The sequence below is a fragment of the uncultured Roseivirga sp. genome (assembly GCF_963973945.1).
Classification (GTDB): domain Bacteria; phylum Bacteroidota; class Bacteroidia; order Cytophagales; family Cyclobacteriaceae; genus Roseivirga.
This window is the reverse complement of the sequence record NZ_CAXBBV010000002.1, coordinates 135,460-152,774: the sequence shown is the minus strand read 5'-3', so window position 1 is coordinate 152,774 and position 17,315 is coordinate 135,460. Positions and strand designations below refer to the sequence as shown.

Here is a 17,315-nt window from a genome sequence, read left to right as displayed (position 1 = left end):
GTAAAACAAATAAATTTAGGTACTAGCCTCAACTTGGAGAGTTTTCTCCACTGGCAGAACCCTCCAAAAGTTCTTATTTCTACATTTAATAAAGGATTTTACAATTGTTGATACATCAACTTTTGGAAGGGTTTCGTAGGCCAAAAATTGAGTCCAGATTAATAAGGCCTAGGCTTGTAAGTGTATTTTCTTTTTCGATCTAAGAAATGTTTGATTCCAAACTGAACTCCGTTGGAATAATAAAGCGACTGGTTAAATAGCTCGAACTGCCCAGTAACAAAAGTGAACTCTTTGATTGGGAATGAAACGTTACCCGTTACTCTTAAAAATCCATCGGTGTAGCTATCAAAGAAATAGCCCGCTTCTATCCTGCTCTTTAACTTTCGCTCGTTTTCTCCATAGGTCCAAGCAAGGCCTCCACCACCGTAAAGTCTGCTCTTGATAATCCAATATGGGTTACCGTTTTCTTGGCTCGTATTGGCAGCCGATACAAATAGTTCTGCAAAAGGTGAGAATCGGGATTTATTCGCTCTTTTTAGGTTGGCAAACAGACGAGAGGTTAATGCACCTTCCATGCCTCCATTGGTATAATAGCTGCCTACTAAGGCAAAACTTGATTGCCAAAACTTGGCAGAACCGCGTTCATAGTAACCAATGATTTCAGACTTATAAATCTCTTTTGAAATACCCACGCCTGTTTGTACTGGAGCAAAGTCTAAACTCAATGATTTGAACACATTCTCTTTTGATTGAGAAATACTGGCGTCTAAATCAACAAACATCTTATTGAAGTTATCCCTTTGCAAACCTGCACCTACACTGAACAATGGTTTTGATGGATTATTGGCTGTTTGATAGCGGTAACGTAAACCATAAAGCTCATGCGCCAAATTTTGCGGGTCAATATCTGTTAGCACCAAATCAGATACACTTGCATGGGTAACAGAAAAACTATGCTGCCTCCCTCTTTCTGTTCTTAGGTTGAAAGTAGCGCTGCTTTCCCAAACGGACTGATTGAAATTATCTTCTACATAAGCTGTATTTACTTCAACAGAGTTATTTTCATTGTAGCGCAATTCTTTCTTTAGGGTATGGAGGGTTTCTGGGCTAAAAAGTTCAGGAGTTCTATCAATCAGGAATTTCTGAACATCGGCATCGAAGTAAATTACATCTGGATTAAAGCGCTTTTCAATTTCAATCTTTTTCTCATGGCCTTCGGGCAGCTGATTGGCTACTAGGGCTGACCTTTCGTATTCACCGATGTCATACCAAGCAGAACTCACAAATGCTTTGGCTTCTTCATCTTTTGGGTGATCTACGATGTATTCATTGAACACAGTTTCCATTTTGTTGAAAGCTTCTAGTTCTATCCACCATTGCAAAATGGTAGTGATAGGGATTTCCGTAGAATAATCTGACCACTGCAAGGCTTCTTGAATCTTACCGCTATCGGAATAGGCATAAGTTATGGTAGTCGCTCTTGGCCAAAGCAACGGCAGGTCTTCTGGGTTCTTTCCATTTAATTCACCAATAAGAAGTTCAGGCTCAAAGTCTATAATGAACTGAATATATTTTGCGTAATTCTCAGGACTTGGGTCTTTGTCGTTCAAATGAACAAGTACTTGCTTGATTTGCGGTATGTACTCTGTTCCGTAAAAGAAAGTGAAGTAGTCCTTAATGGCGGCTTCATCTTTTGCATCGAACATAATTTTTCTAAAAAGCCATTTTTCCGTAAGCTCTTCATTAGGGAAAGCTTCTTTCTTTAAATACAAGTCTAGGTATTCAAGGCCTAAAGACTTGGATTCATTCTGATAGGCGTCTTCTATAAAATTCCATACATCCATTGGTTTTTCTTGATAGCCAGAATAGAGCATAAACTCATTAAAAGTTGCAGAATCTACAGATGTTTGATTCTTCAGTTTACTTTCGAGCATACTTACCGCTTGCTCTAGTTGGCTGTTTTCTACATACCAAGCCACTGAGTCTTCAGCTGTATTTAATGAAGCCAAAACCTCTAAAGGACTTAATTCGGGAACCGTTTCTTCAACATACCCTTGTTCTAATGATTTTCTTTCGGCCAAGTAATCTTTATAGTCTTGCTGTGCCATTGCCTTTGCTTCAGAAAGATCAAAGAGTGGTTGTTCTTTCCATTTTACATCATTAAAAAGCAGTTCTGGCTTTGAGCTTTTTAGTGTAAACAGGGTACCTCCAAAAAAAGCTGTTTTTGTATATGCATCTACTACTTTTGAAAATGCCTTTTCCATGTTATCCGCATTTTCTTTTTTCGCAAACACAAACCAGTAGAACTCTTTGTCGTTCCACTTATTTCTACTGCTCTTTCTTACTGAGTAAAAGTCACCGCTTTGGCTATAATCATAAGTAGAGTTTCTCCAGTTTCTAGTAATTATTCCACTCCGCGTAGTAGTCAAAAATCTGGTTGTAGGGTATATTCTCTTTACTTTTTCTAGATAAGATACCCATTGCGAGTACATGCCTTTTTTTTCGTTAGAAGTTCTATACCAATTTAACCCCTCGCCATTTCGGTATTCAAACTCTCCAGCTGAGTTGTTATTTTCTGAGGGCAGCTGAAATACATCATCGGGGTGAATAAAGTGCGACCAAATTCCTGTGTACAGGTAAAGCGACTGGTGAATGTATTCTTTTCTGTCGTTGAAGGTGTAGCCACTTGTTACTCTAGGGAAATCAAAAAGTCCTGGCTCATACGGGTCGGGGTCAAAATCTCTTCCTCCTCCTTCCACAATATCTCCCTCATAAGTGGTACTCATGAATTCAAGTTCAGGCATAGATCTTTTTAAATGAACCAAACCCATGCTGTCGATATAGTTCGAAGGCGCTACATAGCTGGTGGGGTACTTTCCAAGACGATCTACTGTCCATTTTTTTCTTGCTGCTTTAAAGGCTGCATCAACGCTCTCTGGGTCTAACCATACTTCTTTCAACAGTGATTCATGGTTGTATCCGTGAATTGCCAGTTCGAATTTGTTTCTAGTAACCTCCTTGCTCATCCAAACCGAGGTGCTCCATACCCTTCCGTTCTTTTCAATTTTCTGTAAATCCCACTCATTAAAAAGAAAAGGCGAATCCTTGATTTCATTGTAGTTGAAAATTGGGTAGGCCGAATATTGAATCCCAAATCTCTTGGATAGTTTGAGCATATCGGGCCACCAAACATTGGTCACATAATCTGCTTGGGTAATATCAAATTCCGACTTAATGGGTTCTAACTTAATATCATATGTAGGGCTTGGGAAATCATCAATAAATATAGTGCTCACATTTACAATCGGATATGGAACCCCTTCTAACCCACTTAAAATAGCTGAAAACAAGAGTCCTCTGTCTGCCCTTTCAAGCTCTATGGTTGAATTAAAATTAATTACGCGCCCGTTGCCAATCTGATTCTCCAACATAACAGGAAATTCAGCATCGTTAACAGCGTTAGCCAGTACATTAATGTTTGGTTTGAAGTTTTCTTTTGCCAGAGCTATATGCTTTTTATTGGCATAAATAGATCCGCTATCGAGCCCTGGCAATATATTTTTGGTAAAGTGAAAACCAGTTGCTTTTAAATCGAAAGAGAAAGAGGCATCTTCTCTTAGGCCTGAAAGGTAGCCCATCCGTTGATCTTCATTTACACTTGGAAAGATTAACGTACCCCCTTCTGCTACAAATTGCACTAAGTAATCAAGTGCTTTTTGATTCAACTGATCCGTTCCGTTAACCAAAATTACTTTTGGTGTCGACTTAAAAGTTGGTGAGGCATTAAAGTCTTTAACGGCAATTTTTTTATAGGGTATTTTAGTGTAATCCATGATTTTACCTACATGGCCGGCATAAACATCATTGAGGTCATGATTCTCTATATCGATATAGACAACCAGAGGATCTGCTAGAGTTTTAAACTCAGCGCGTTTTCCATCCAATTCATTATTGGCTTCTTTAGAATCGCCACAGCCCATAAGAGCTGTGATGAAAATCAGAGCCAAAAGCATAATTGGTCGGTATGGTCTCTTGAGGTAATTCAAATCACAATAGTTCTTTAATTCTAGCTTCTCCTGGGTTATTTACTACTTCGTAAACCGTTAGGTCTCCTTTTTGAAAAAACACTCTCACTGTTCTTCCTTTACTTTTAAGTTTTTCTATTCGTACCATTACTTCATCAGTCAAATCTAAATACACCGCAAGCCGACTGAAATTATCTTCTTCTGTTACATTGTAGATAAAAATCAATAGACTATTTGGAATAATATATTGGGTATTGGCCCTCAAAAAATCTTTATCTTCCTTATTGGCAAAATAAACTGAGTCTCGAACTGCGTATTCTCCCAAAAAATCTCGGTATGTAAGGAAGTTATGCGAATCGGTACTAAGCGGGTGAAATGTAACGCTGTTCACTACCGCATATGAATAGGGTAAAAAGCTAGATGAAATCTCTTGATAGGATGCTATTACGTTTTTTGATAAGCGCGAAGTTGGTTCTTCTTTAGCAAAAAGATCTTTCTGACTAAAAAGTGCTCCTCCAGCAAAAAGAACAAAAATAAGCACCACAGCGATTCCTTCTGGCATAAACACTTTCTTAACCTTAGTTACAAAAGAGTACATGACTAAGTAAATGGCAATACCTAAAATAATGGTAATGAACACTGGTAACACTTCATTGAAAAGGTCAATATCAAAGTAGCGGTAGTCTAAAAAGCTGATGCCGATTAAAACATTTACATAGATTACAAAAGCAATCAAGCTCGCCCATTTGTCTTTTTTACTCTTCATCATTAAGAACATTGCTAAAACAGCTACCAACGAAACAATCTGGACAACCCTGATTAGCTCATTATATGGAAGCGTCATATTGCTTGTATAGGTAGAAGATGTTACTGACAAGAGATTTGATATAATGAACTGGAAGAAATCTGCCCCTTCTCTGTTTAAATACAAAGCATAAATACCCAACACTATGGCAGTAGCCAATAGGTATGCTTTAAGCGCGATCCAATAAAAGCGCATGTAATTTTTACTAATAAAAAATGGGGCTACTAACAGAAATGGAGGAATCAGAACCAGTAAAGAGTATATATCGATTAATGCAATGGCTGTAAAAATTGTAAAGATTTTATAACGGTAGTTTCTGGATGACCTAGCATAAAGTAGCCATGGCTTTTTTATATACACTATGGCAGGCAATACGAATGTAAGTGCCATTAGAGTTTCCTTTCCGTGCGTAATTTGAGAAAGGTTAATCGGTACAAGGTTGAAGAAGAAGGCAAAACTCAAAGTAGCCATTAACGGAACCGTTACCTTAGATCCCGTCATAATATTCATAAACCAGAAAATGATAAAGCTCAAAACAAAGGCCTGAAGAATGCCGAATGATTCAAGGGTAATTTCTGGGCTAATCCCAGTCATTTTTTCGTAAAAAGTCATTAAAGCATATTGCCCTGCAACTCCCGTATCATTACTAAGCCATTTTTGCTGAGAAATTCCTTTCAGTATGGCTAGTTCATTAAACCACGATTCCGAAAGTTGATAATCATCATATTTCAATAGATAAAACCTTACGGTCATGGCTATAAAACCAGTAATGGCCATTACTATAAACCCAAAATTGATAGATAGCCTTTTTGTAGGTTTTTCTTCAACCATGTCAATTAACGGTTCCTTGTCTTCTGCTTTCTCAATTACGTCCAGCAAAATCAATTTTCTTTGGCGTTTAAATTGAGCTGAATCTGAAAGCACGTTTTGAATACCAACTAACCTCACTCCAAAAAATATAACCATTATAAAAAGGCAGGTCATTAGGTCATAGCTGTTGATTTGAACCAAAAGAAAGATTCCAATCACAATAATACTGGCAAAGAAAGACCACATTCCTGCCATTGAATTGATTTGATTTTTTGACCCTTTTCCCTTGAAAAAAAGGCGCTTCATTACATATAGGAAAAGAATCCAAAGGAATAGCCTAATAAGGCCTATAAATATGGAGTCGGTATATGGAATGTTCATCTCCTAGATTCTTATTTAAATTTCGGAAAGGTTTGTAAGCCTATGTTACCTATAAAGTAATCCCACTTTAATGGGCTTACTTGCTGTTTTACCTTTTGGTATAGCTTTTCGCTATCTGCATACTCTATCAATATTACAGGCAGTTGATATTGTTTTCTAATTGCCTGCAACTCTTCTACTCTCTTATAGAACTCATGCCATCTGTGCATGCGGTATTCTTCTTTATCGAATGAATAGTTGGTAGCTACCGATTCGATTGCCACTGAATTAATGTACTTGGCCGATTTTGGAATTAGAGAAAGTCCAGCATTCTGCATTAAATGAATATCAGGGTATTTGTCTTTGAACATCCTCAGCAGATTTACCAAGTCATCTCCCATATTGGGGTAAGGGCCCCATTTTGCGAAAGTATCAACGGTATCTAAGAAAAGCCCATCGAAACCTTTTTGCACCATTTTATCGACAAAGCTGATTAATACATTTTGGGTGTTTTCGTCCCTAACATTTAAATAAAAGCTTCCCCAAATCTCGTTTTTACCTAGGGTGCTTTCTTTCAGTTCATTATAGTAAAATCGGCTATCACTTACTTCGCCCACACTTATATAACCTATTACACTCTCATTATTTTCTTTAATAAGCTTTACCTCAAATGCGGTGTAATGCTCCGACTCCAATATCACATATTTATACCCTTGAATTTGATCAGGATTAACCCTTCCATAACAAATAAGTACTGTGCTGGGCTGTATTTTTTGTGCGAATAGACCCGAAAATGAAAACAAAGCCATGATGAAAAATATAGTTTTAATAAGCCGCATAGTAATAGTAGTCCAGATTTTTGAAAAATTCAGTTACCGACTTCAAGGTCAAAAGCATGAAAGTTGTTGACCCAATTAACATTCCTACTACGCTATATTCGTAAGAAATCAATCTACTCATAAAGAGTCCTACCATAAGGTTCACCACAGAGGCGATCATTATGGCCTTTAAGGGCTTTGTGGGTTTGTTTAGGGTGAATAAATAAAGCGAATTGAGCATACCCCAAGCCAACAGAATATAACCCAAACCACCCAAAATGCTGACTTTAATACTTATTGGGCTAAGTGTTTCATCAAATGCCTTTTCATAACCAAACCACACCCAAATTACGGTGTAGAGCAGGGCTATCATTACCACTCCTGTTATTAAAAGTATTTGAACATGCTGCCAATAAGTTTTCAATGATTTACGATTAAATACCTGAGGCTGGTTGTAAGGGATTTGTTTCTGCAGCAAATCACTTAGTGTACTGAAAGAGGCGATGCTAAACTCTAAGACACCAACCAACAGGAAGAAAATTAGAATTGCGATATCCATGCCAACCTCATAGTTTTTTTCATAATACACAGCGTATGGCAACAGGCCATCTGCTGAAGTAGACCATGCTAGAATGCGATCAATGAATATAAAAACGAAGAACAGCAGCCCATAAAAAAAATAGCGGTAGTTACGGTATATCATTACCGCAGTTTTAGAAGTAGCCCTACTAACATTTCGGGTGGCTTTCACTTTTTTATTGAAGAAATAGTTGAGGTAAATCACCATCAGAATGATGGCTACCCAAATGCCTATCCAGTGTGTAAAATAGGTAGCGATATTTGTAAAGAGCTTTAAGCTCAGGGCCAACCCCGTAGCCACAAGAAAAGCTACTGTAATCATCCAGCGCTGTTTTAACGGGTGAAAAACAGCCGAGATCAACAACAAAATACCTATGGAGAAAGAATAGATATATACAATATAAAGAAACCGATAAGGGTAAATGTTAGCGAAAAAATTGACAACAAGAAGCAGCACACTAAGTACCGACATGAATAACAATCCGTCCTTAATTACTTTTATGGTGCTTTTTCTGGCCATCACAAAATCATTGTTATACCAGTAATGGGATATTTGCCTACCAATCACCTGTACGAATCCGCCAGTGCCAACCAAGCCAAAAATAACTCCAAGTACAACCGCAGTTGATTGCAGCTGATTAAAGCCTATGTAAGTCCACAAAGAATACCCAAAAAGGATAATGGTTAGGATTTGAATGAAGACAGGAAGGCCATGGAAAAGCCCTAAAGGGTAGTAGTAAAAAAAGTACTTCGTTTTAATACGAAGGTAATCTGAGGCTGAAGTAACTTCGCTCCTAAACTGATCGCTGACTTTTAATTTGCTAGGGTGGCTAGCAAGAAAATTGGAGTCTGTAATTTGAGCATAAACAATTTTGGCCAGGTCTTGTAAATCAGCCACGCCATAGTCTGTTTGCGCATCAACGGCCCGTATACTCATGGATTCGAGCATAGCTCTCACCACGTTTACATTAACAGGCTTGCCAACTTTGTCATAAACATCTAGGCCTAATTGCTCTATTTTACTTTCAAACTCCTTCATCCAATCACCTCTGTTATTTCTTTAAACGCTTTGCATAAACCGACTCATAAATACTTTCATATGACTCAATGAAAATATCGAGGGTGAAGTTATCTATTACACGTTGGCGGGCTTTCTTCCCCATTTCCATTCTTAAATCATCATTGGTAAGCAGTTCTATCACTTTTGCCCCAATTGCTTCTGGATCTCTGGGTTTGCAAACAAAACCCGAAGCCTCATCAATTGCTTCGCTTACCCCACCAACATCTGTAGCCACAACAGGTATACCACAGCTCATTGACTCTAAAACAGTAAAGGGAAAGCCTTCAGAAATTGAAGTAAGAATTGAAATGTCTCCTTCACTAAAAATCAGATGAGGCTGGCTATGAAATCCTTTTAAAAAGAAGTTATTCCCTAGATTCAATTCCTCAATCAAAGTCTCACACTCTTCTGTATATTCTGGTACTGCATTTTTATCGCCATACACCAAGTACTGAACGTTAGGTATCTTTTTCATTACCACAGCGCAAGACCGAATCATGGTAAGTACATCTTTCAATTCAAATATTCTGGCTACCGCCACAACAGTTGGAATTCCTCTTAAATGTTCTGGCTTTTCTCTGGGTACAAACCTTTCATGATCTACCCCATTATAAGTAATCTCGACTTTCTCTCTATCTGCTCCATACATCAGCTCCCAGGTGATATTGAATTTATTTACTGAAAGTATTTTATCGGCTTTATAATAGGAAAGTCGTGTTATGCACTCAGTCAGTTTTATTAAGAATACTTTTATAAAATAAGAGTAGTCTGAACGATTAATGTATAGCAGGCGCTCCCTTACATAAACTCCATGCTCTGTGATCATTAATGGGGTACCGTATCTATACTTTAAAACCAAGGCTGGTATTAAAGGAAAGCCCGAAAGGGTAATATGCGATACATCAACTTTTTCAATTGAAATAGAAAAGGGAATTAAGAACCTGTATAACCAGCGCAAGCCAACCGTTAAATCAAAAAGCGTGGCCTCTACCCCTCCAGCGTCTGTTTCTTGAATAGCTTCTTCTTGAAAAACGCGCCATACTTCTTCGCTTTTCATGGTTTCCTTGTAATCGTAATCTTTAAAGTATTCCCACATACTCCTAAACACAAAATCAAGTGCTTCCATGTTCTCGGAGTCGCTATACAGTAGGTCTAAAAATTTTTTAAAAATTGGAATAAAGTACTTTTCAATTACTTCTGGAGAGGTGTTCTCTTTCTTACTCACCACCTTGTAGTATTCCTTACTAAAGCTCACATAATCTTGAGGTTCGTCTGGTGCCCATAGTGGTACTTGAATTACCTTTTTTACGTTTTCGCTGAGCTCAAAAATTGGCTCTTTTTCAAAACCTGCATTTATTGAGTACAGAGTAAAATCTACATTTGATACCCTATCGCAAAGCATGTGGCTCCAAGTAGATATACCGCCTCCATAAAAAGGATAAGTACCCTCAGAAATCAATAAAACTTTTATCTTCTTTTTATTATCCAACTCCATGTAGGTTTTAAACTTACGCAATCACGTAAGTTTTCTTCAAAATTTAGGAAAGAATCGGTGATTTAACCGAAACCAAAGACCAAATGCACTTTTCTGAGGACAAAGCGCACTTTTAACTTCACCCTTCTTTAAATCAGGTACGAAAACACACTTTTGTTTTGGACATAATGAGGCCTTAGACTTAAACTACCCCATTCTTCTCTAATATAATTACTCCATTTCTATCACCAAATCTTCTTGGTCGATCATTTCGCCAGCTTGCAAATGAATTCGTTTCACTTTTCCTGCCTTTGGAGCAGAAACCGTTGTTTCCATTTTCATTGCTTCAATCACGAATAATCCAGTATTGGCTTTTACTTCTTGGCCTTCTTTTACTTTAACTTCGGCCAATCTGCCTTGTAATGGAGATCCTATTTCATTGTCTGATGCGGCCTTACGATGAACGGCCTTAGTCACTTTTACATTTTGATCCTTCACCTCAATAACCCTTGTTTGGCCATTCAGATCAAAGTAAACTTTTCTCATAGCGTCTTCATCAGCTTCAGACTTATAGAGCATCTTAACAATGATGTGCTTGCCCTTACCTATTTGAACAAAGACTTCTTCGTTCTCTTTTAAACCATAGAAGAAAGCTTTTGTTGGAAGGTGACGCACTTCTCCGTAAGTCTGCCAGTGCTCATAAAAATCTCTGAACACTTTAGGGTAAAGCTTATAAGATAAAAAGTCCAGCTCATCGCAGTATTCGTCAAAATCAGTTTGAAACTGCACAAACTCCTTTTCAAAGTCTACTGGTTCTAAATGTGCGTTTGGTCTATCTGTATAGGCTGTTTTTCCCTTTAGAATAATTTTGGACAATTCTTGAGGGAAACCGCCTGGCATTTGACCCAAATCTCCTTTAAACAAACTTACTACTGATTCAGGAAACGAAAGGGATTCACCACGACTCATAATATCCTCAACCGTCAAGTTGTTTGAGGTCATATAAATGGCCATGTCGCCTACTACTTTGGATGATGGTGTTACTTTGACCAAGTCGCCAAAGAGTTTATTAACTACTGCGTAATTCTTTTTTACCTCTTCAAATTTGTGTTCTAAACCCAACGCTGAGGCTTGTGGGCGCAAGTTAGAATATTGTCCACCTGGGATTTCATGGTCATATACTTCCGCAGTACCTGCTTTTAAACCACTTTCAAAAGGATAGTAATATTCGCGAACATCTTCCCAATAATTAGAATACTCGTTGAGCTTGGCCAAGTTGGTTTTAGGGTCTCTTTCATGACCTTCTAAACAAGCTACCAGAGAGTTAAAGTTTGGCTGAGAAGTAAGCCCCGACATTGATGCAATGGCTACATCCACAATATCTACCCCAGCTTCAATTGCATGAAAATAGGTAGTGGCTTGCATAGAAGAGGTATCGTGGGTATGTAAATGAATTGGCATATCCACTGATTCCTTTAAGGCGGTGATCAAAGTTGTGGCAGCTCTTGGTTTTAATAAACCCGCCATATCTTTTATACAAAGTATGTGAGCACCTTCATCTTCCAAAGCCTTGGCCATGTCTATATAATATTGAAGGTTGTATTTTGAATTGGCATCCAAAACATCTCCTGTATAACAAATACAGGCTTCAGCAACCGAGTTAGTCCTTTCTCGAACTGTTCGAATGCTCACCTTCATGTTTTCAATCCAGTTTAGCGAATCAAAAATTCTGAAGACATCCATACCATGCTCAGCAGTTTTTTCCACAAATCGCTCGATCAAGTTATCTGGATAAGCCGTGTAGCCTACTCCATTTGAGCCCCTCAATAGCATTTGCGTAAGAATATTGGGTGCTGCTTCGCGAATAAGTTTCAGTCTGTCCCAAGGATTTTCATTTAAGAATCGCATGGAAACATCGAAAGTAGCTCCGCCCCACATTTCTAGTGAGAAAATCTCTGGGTGATTTTTCGCAAAACCATCAGTAACCTTTAGAATATCCAAAGTTCGCATTCGGGTAGCCAAAAGCGATTGATGTGCATCACGAAAAGTAGTGTCGGTAAAAAGAATTTGCTTTTGCTCTTTAATCCATTTGGCAAGTCCATCAGGGCCGCTTTCTGTCAATATCTGCTTGGTTCCTCTTGGGTGAGAAGCGAGTCTGTCGCTTGTGGGTATTTTGGGCTCTCTAAAATGAACGTAAGGATCAATTCGCTTAACATTAGGGTTTCCATTTACAGCTACTTCTCCCAAATAATTCAGCAATCGCGTGGCTCGGTTCATGAACCGTGGCATTTCGAAAAGTTCTGGATAGGACTCAATGAATTTCACTGTTGCTTCTCCATTGTAGAAAGTTGGATGCTTCAATACGTTCTCCAGAAAGCCTTTATTTGTTTTTACTCCTCGTATTCTAAATTCTGAAAGTGCTCTTTGCAATCTTTGAGAAGCTCCTTTAAGCGTTCTTCCCTTTGCTGAAATCTTCACCAACATAGAGTCGAAAAATGGAGATATGGTTACGCCTGCATAGCAGTTTCCTGCGTCTAGCCTAATCCCAAAACCACCTGCACTTCTATAGGCTATAATTGTTCCATAGTCTGGTTTGAAACCGTTTTCAGGGTCTTCAGTTGTTATTCTACATTGAATAGCAAAACCATTACACTGTATATCTGATTGATCTTTGATAAAAATTCGTGGGTCGGAAAGCGGATACCCTTGGGCTATTTCTATTTGAGAGCGAACAATATCGATTCCCGTAATTTCTTCTGTAATGGTATGCTCTACTTGAACCCTAGGGTTTACTTCAATGAAATAAATATTCTCATCGGCATCGACCAAAAACTCAACCGTACCAACATTGTTATAGTTTACCTCTTTGGTAATTCTTAAGGCATATTCATATAGCTTATCACGCGTAGTTTGGCTTAAATTAATGGAAGGCGCTACCTCCACTACCTTCTGATACCTGCGTTGCACCGAGCAATCTCGCTCATATAAATGCACCAAATGGCCATAATTATCACCCATAATTTGCACTTCAATGTGCTTAGGGTTATCGATGAATTTCTCAAGGAACATGGTATCGTCTCCAAAAGCTTTTGAGGCTTCACTTTTGGCTTCATTGAATGCTTTTTCAAGATCGGCTTCTTGACGAACTACACGCATTCCACGACCTCCACCGCCTGCTGCGGCTTTCACCATTACTGGAAAACCAATACGTTGTGCTTCTCTCAACGCTGTTTCATATGAATCAAGCGATTCTTGGCTATCTTCAATCAAAGGTACTTGAGCCTTGCGAGCTACAATTTTAGCTTGCACCTTATCCCCTAGCCTTTCCATTACTTCCGGTTCAGGCCCAATAAAAATAACCCCTGCTTCTTTACAAGCCCTTACAAAATGAACATTCTCTGAAAGAAATCCATATCCCGGATGAATGGCATCTACTCCCTCATTTTTGGCTAGGGTAATAATTTCTTTGATGTCCAGATAGGGCTTTAGGGCCTCTTCATTTTCTCCAATTTGATAAGCTTCGTCTGCCTTGTACCTATGTAAGGAATAGCGATCTTCATAAGTATACATTGCTACTGTTCTGATTTTCAATTCAGAAGCAGCTCGTAACACACGAATAGCAATTTCGCCACGATTAGCGACCAACAGTTTTTTAATTTTATTGATTCTTGGCTCCATAAGATAGTGGGTAAACTAAAAGGGGGAAGTTAATAGAATATGTTTTAAACGGCTAAAACATGCCCACTTAGATTTAACAAAATCTTAAGAGAATTGAACTTAAATGCTCATTTTTTAAGTGCTATCTATTCGGTAAATCCATTTTTCGGAAGATCAAAAAGCCTTTCTACCCACACCTAAACGAATCAAATATTCAGTTAATTTAATTTTAACCAAATTTCCTTTTGTTGATTTTACTAAAGAAAAATATCTATCTGCTAAGTCTAAAAAATTATTACGAACGCATTGGCGATGCTCATAAGCCAATCTTAAATTCAAAGCTTTAAATTCATCTGCGGTTTTACAAAGGTGAAAGGCCTTTTGGCAAACCATAAATACAGAGAGCATTTGTGCATTCTCAGTATGCTTATATCGCAATGCCGACATACTGGTTTTAAGCTTTCGCTTTTGCATTAACACCTTATCGACAAACGTGTATTTAAAATAGCGAGAGGAGCGCACCCACAAATCGAAATCTTCATAAGCCAAGGCTTCGTCATAACCTCCTATTCTATCAAAAACAGACTTACGAATGACCATGGTTGGTGTGCAAATGAAGTAGCGTTTGAGCACCATTTCGAAAATATCACCTTGCGGGATTTCGGAAACTAACTTCTTAGATCGAAGGCTGTCATTATGGTTACCAATTACTTTTGATGCTGAATTGATGTAATCTGCATTACTAAAACACACACCGTATCCTTCACCTAAAGCCTCAAGTTGCTTTATGCTTTCATTTAAAAAGTTGGGGAACATCACATCATCCAAGGCGAAATCCACAATGTACTTTCCTTTCGCAAGGGCCAAGCCTTTATTGAAGGTTCGGGTGTAACCAGTGTTTTCAGTATTAGCGATAAAAGTGACTTCTGGCCTGTTCAGAATTAGCTTTTTAATTTCTTCAACACTAGCATCTGAACTTCCGTCATCTAGCACAATCACCTCAATTTCAGTATATGCTTGATTGAAAACAGAGTTTAGTGCTTCTTTTATATAAGGGGCATGGTTGTAGGAAATACATATTACGGAAACGAGTGGATTCATGTGAATAAGAATTTCCTGTTAAACAGAATGAGTATAAGGAAGAAGCCAATGTAGCGCCATAGATAAGCTAAGGTAAGGGCTTCTAAATTAAACCTACCCATTAATAAATAAACCAACACAACATAAATGAGTGCCGAAAACAACTGAGCTATTATGTATTTTACGGTTTGCACTCTGGCAGAGAGCAAGTAAGCCAAGAGGTAAGAGAGAATACAAAAGAAATCACCAATAGCCTGAAAACGCACTAAATAGGCCGCCTTTTCAAAACCTTTTGCAAAGAACAAGTTCAATACAAACTCACGGTTGAGGTAATAAATAGCCAAGCATATAACGGTAATGAAGGCTACAAAGCTCATCACTTTAAGCACATAACTTCTTAAGGCTTTTTCGTCATTAATCAACGAAGCCATTTTAGGATAGTACACTACACCTACTGTTCCACTAAACACCAATAAGTAGCTGCTCGACATTTTGGCTACTGACTGCCAAAGTCCTGTTCGATCTAAACCATATAGTTCAATCACATAATCACGAACCATGAAATCGAGCAGTTTGCCCAAAACTATTGAACTAATGGCCATCAGAACGAATTGGCTGATTTTCTTTAGTGAAGCTCCATCTGGCTTACCAATTTTCAATGTTACTTCCTTTCTATTCAGAATAAAGTAAACCAGTGAACAGAAAAACATGAGTGCGTAACCCACCACAAAGCTGAGCAATGCTTGATCAAGATTGCCCATGTTTACAGACCACAGCACGACCGCTACCAGAAGTACGATTCCAGAAATACTAACTAATGCATAGCCCTTTACATCACGAAAAGAAAGAATCACGGAATTGAGCAAACTCGTCATGAGCATTAAAAAAATGGCCGGCAGAAAGATGGTTAAGAATTGCCCAATACTATAATGCTCTACAAATCGGCTAAAAAAGTAATCCTTCCACCAAAAATAAAGCATAGCGAAGGTTGCTATAAAAATAACGTTGGTAATCCAGAAACCAGTTTGCCAAAGTCGGTGCTTACTTTCTTCACTGGTTTTTGGGTCTGACCAATGTTTCATCACTGCTCTGTTAATTCCCTCTGAAGGAAGCAGGGTAAATAATGAGGTGAGGTTTTGAAAGTGAGAAAGTAGTGTGATGCCGTTGGTGCCGAAGAAAACCGCAAAGAGTTTATTGATGGTAAGTCCGCCAATGGCGCGAAACACCACTGCAAGAAAGGACCATCGTGAACTTTTAAAGAATTGAGATGCCAACAGCAAAAGATTTAATACTAAGATAGGGCTTTCCTAAAACCCAAACTAAAAAAGCTTTGACCACCTAAATGCGACTTAAACTGTTTCAGTCCTTCATTTATCTTCCCGTTCAGATAAGACGCACCCAAATCAAGGTAATTTAAGTTCTCTGCTCTACAAAAATCATAAAGTCCTTCCGTAAGCAAAACCACAGGGCTTAACTGATCATATTCAGGGTGATGTGCTGGAGAGAAATTATAAAGCACGCTGTCAGAGGCTAAAATCCCAATGGTCGCTGCAATGATTCTCTCACCGTCTTTCACTCCAAAGGGGATATAGGCTTCAGGATTTAGTTTTTGTGCCAATTTCATTTGAGCCCATTCCATTGAAAATTCATAACCCTTTTCCTGACGCTGATTTTTTACGAAATCGAATACATCTGCAAGTTTATGTTTTGGAAGCCTACTGAACTCAAAGCCTGCCTCTTTGCATTTCTTCAATTTACGGACTTCCATTGAAGCTAAGGTCAACTCAAAAGCTTGATCGGTAATCGGAATGGCTTGATACTCTAATTTTTCGGTTATTTCGAAGCCTGCATAGCTTAGGTTTTCCTCCAAAAGATTTAAGTTCTTGAAATAACAGCTAGGGGGTAATTTTAAGTGAAGGGAACCCAGTCGCTGATCTTTCAACTTTCTTAACACCTCGAAAATAAAGAAGGTAACTTCTTCACTGGTCAAATTATCGGCTAAGGCAAAACCACCAAACGGTGCTCGGTAAGGGCTAAAGACTGCCCCTTCTTCTAAAGAAAAACCAATATGGCCTAAGGCTGTTTTTTCAGTATCATCCAATAAATAGAAATGAATTTGTGGCAATTGATTATTGCCTATAAGAAAATTAGGTTGTGTATAAAGCCATTCAGAAAAATCCTTTTTGGTGTTATCCAATAAAGCTTCAATCACTTTTAGGTTTCTCATTTGAACTCAGAGCGTTTTCTTATGTAGTCATTCTCATCAAACTCATCAGAGGCAAGCCCAATCATAATGGCATTTTTGCTGAAAATCATTTTTCCCCACCACATAGGGGGAATGTAAAGTGCTTTATCTGCTTTGTCTAAAGTGCAATTAAATAAGTCACCTTTCTTCGACTCTAATAAAACCTCAATTTTACCTTTAATGGCAATAATGACTTGCTCACCTGTTTTATGAGCGTGATCTCCTCGTGCCTGCTGTTCTGGTAAATCATACAACCAATACACGCGCTTTATTTCAAAAGGAATGCTCTTCAGTTCTTCTAAAAAAGTAAGATTCCCTCTCAAATCAGGTTTCGAATCGAATGTATATACCTCAGGTTTTTTCACGGCTGTTATTTAATCACTAAAGTAACAATTAATCTAT

General features: G+C 38.3%; 10 protein-coding genes. All 10 read right to left on the bottom strand.

The features are described from left to right. Window positions 1-158 precede the first annotated feature (158 nt). Complete coding sequence (locus AAC026_RS04975) at window positions 159-4,046, bottom strand: DUF2194 domain-containing protein (RefSeq protein WP_339695531.1); 3,888 nt, start codon at window positions 4,044-4,046, stop codon at window positions 159-161. Between the two features lies 1 nt (window position 4,047). Beyond that, window positions 4,048-6,021, bottom strand: a complete 1,974-nt coding sequence (locus AAC026_RS04970; protein WP_339695528.1) for a hypothetical protein — start codon at window positions 6,019-6,021, stop codon at window positions 4,048-4,050. Between the two features lie 11 nt (window positions 6,022-6,032). Then, window positions 6,033-6,809, bottom strand: coding sequence for an endo alpha-1,4 polygalactosaminidase (locus tag AAC026_RS04965; RefSeq protein WP_339606582.1), 777 nt, complete (start codon window positions 6,807-6,809; stop codon window positions 6,033-6,035). Between the two features lie 16 nt (window positions 6,810-6,825). After that, window positions 6,826-8,436, bottom strand: coding sequence for a hypothetical protein (locus tag AAC026_RS04960; protein WP_339606583.1), 1,611 nt, complete (start codon window positions 8,434-8,436; stop codon window positions 6,826-6,828). 13 nt (window positions 8,437-8,449) lie between these two features. Further along, entirely contained in the window at window positions 8,450-9,973 is a 1,524-nt protein-coding gene (gene pelF, locus AAC026_RS04955) for a GT4 family glycosyltransferase PelF (RefSeq protein ID WP_339695525.1), read from the bottom strand. A gap of 189 nt (window positions 9,974-10,162) precedes the next feature. After that, complete coding sequence (locus AAC026_RS04950; RefSeq protein ID WP_339695522.1) at window positions 10,163-13,609, bottom strand: pyruvate carboxylase; 3,447 nt, start codon at window positions 13,607-13,609, stop codon at window positions 10,163-10,165. A 153-nt stretch (window positions 13,610-13,762) separates the two neighbouring features. Then, window positions 13,763-14,689: a glycosyltransferase gene (locus AAC026_RS04945; protein WP_339695520.1), complete on the bottom strand. Its 927-nt coding sequence runs from the start codon at window positions 14,687-14,689 to the stop codon at window positions 13,763-13,765. Then, window positions 14,686-15,942 (bottom strand): oligosaccharide flippase family protein, encoded by a 1,257-nt coding sequence (locus tag AAC026_RS04940; protein WP_339695518.1) that lies wholly within the window; start codon window positions 15,940-15,942, stop codon window positions 14,686-14,688. The genes AAC026_RS04945 and AAC026_RS04940 overlap by 4 nt, the downstream gene beginning before the upstream one ends. Before the next feature lie 17 nt (window positions 15,943-15,959). Next, on the bottom strand, window positions 15,960-16,895 hold the full coding sequence (locus tag AAC026_RS04935) for a GNAT family N-acetyltransferase (RefSeq protein WP_339695515.1): 936 nt from the start codon (window positions 16,893-16,895) through the stop codon (window positions 15,960-15,962). Beyond that, on the bottom strand, window positions 16,892-17,278 hold the full coding sequence (locus AAC026_RS04930) for an FdtA/QdtA family cupin domain-containing protein (RefSeq protein WP_339607454.1): 387 nt from the start codon (window positions 17,276-17,278) through the stop codon (window positions 16,892-16,894). The genes AAC026_RS04935 and AAC026_RS04930 overlap by 4 nt, the downstream gene beginning before the upstream one ends. Window positions 17,279-17,315 lie beyond the last annotated feature (37 nt).

Excerpts from the sequence above, each read along its gene's own strand:
- AAC026_RS04945 (WP_339695520.1), bottom strand. The coding sequence starts at position 14,689 with ATGAATCCACTCGTTTCCGTAATATGTATTTCCTACAACCATGCCCCT.
- AAC026_RS04935 (WP_339695515.1), bottom strand. The coding sequence starts at position 16,895 with ATGAGAAACCTAAAAGTGATTGAAGCTTTATTGGATAACACCAAAAAG.
- AAC026_RS04960 (WP_339606583.1), bottom strand. The coding sequence starts at position 8,436 with ATGAAGGAGTTTGAAAGTAAAATAGAGCAATTAGGCCTAGATGTTTAT.
- AAC026_RS04950 (WP_339695522.1), bottom strand. The coding sequence starts at position 13,609 with ATGGAGCCAAGAATCAATAAAATTAAAAAACTGTTGGTCGCTAATCGT.
- AAC026_RS04965 (WP_339606582.1), bottom strand. The coding sequence starts at position 6,809 with ATGGCTTTGTTTTCATTTTCGGGTCTATTCGCACAAAAAATACAGCCC.
- AAC026_RS04970 (WP_339695528.1), bottom strand. The coding sequence starts at position 6,021 with ATGAACATTCCATATACCGACTCCATATTTATAGGCCTTATTAGGCTA.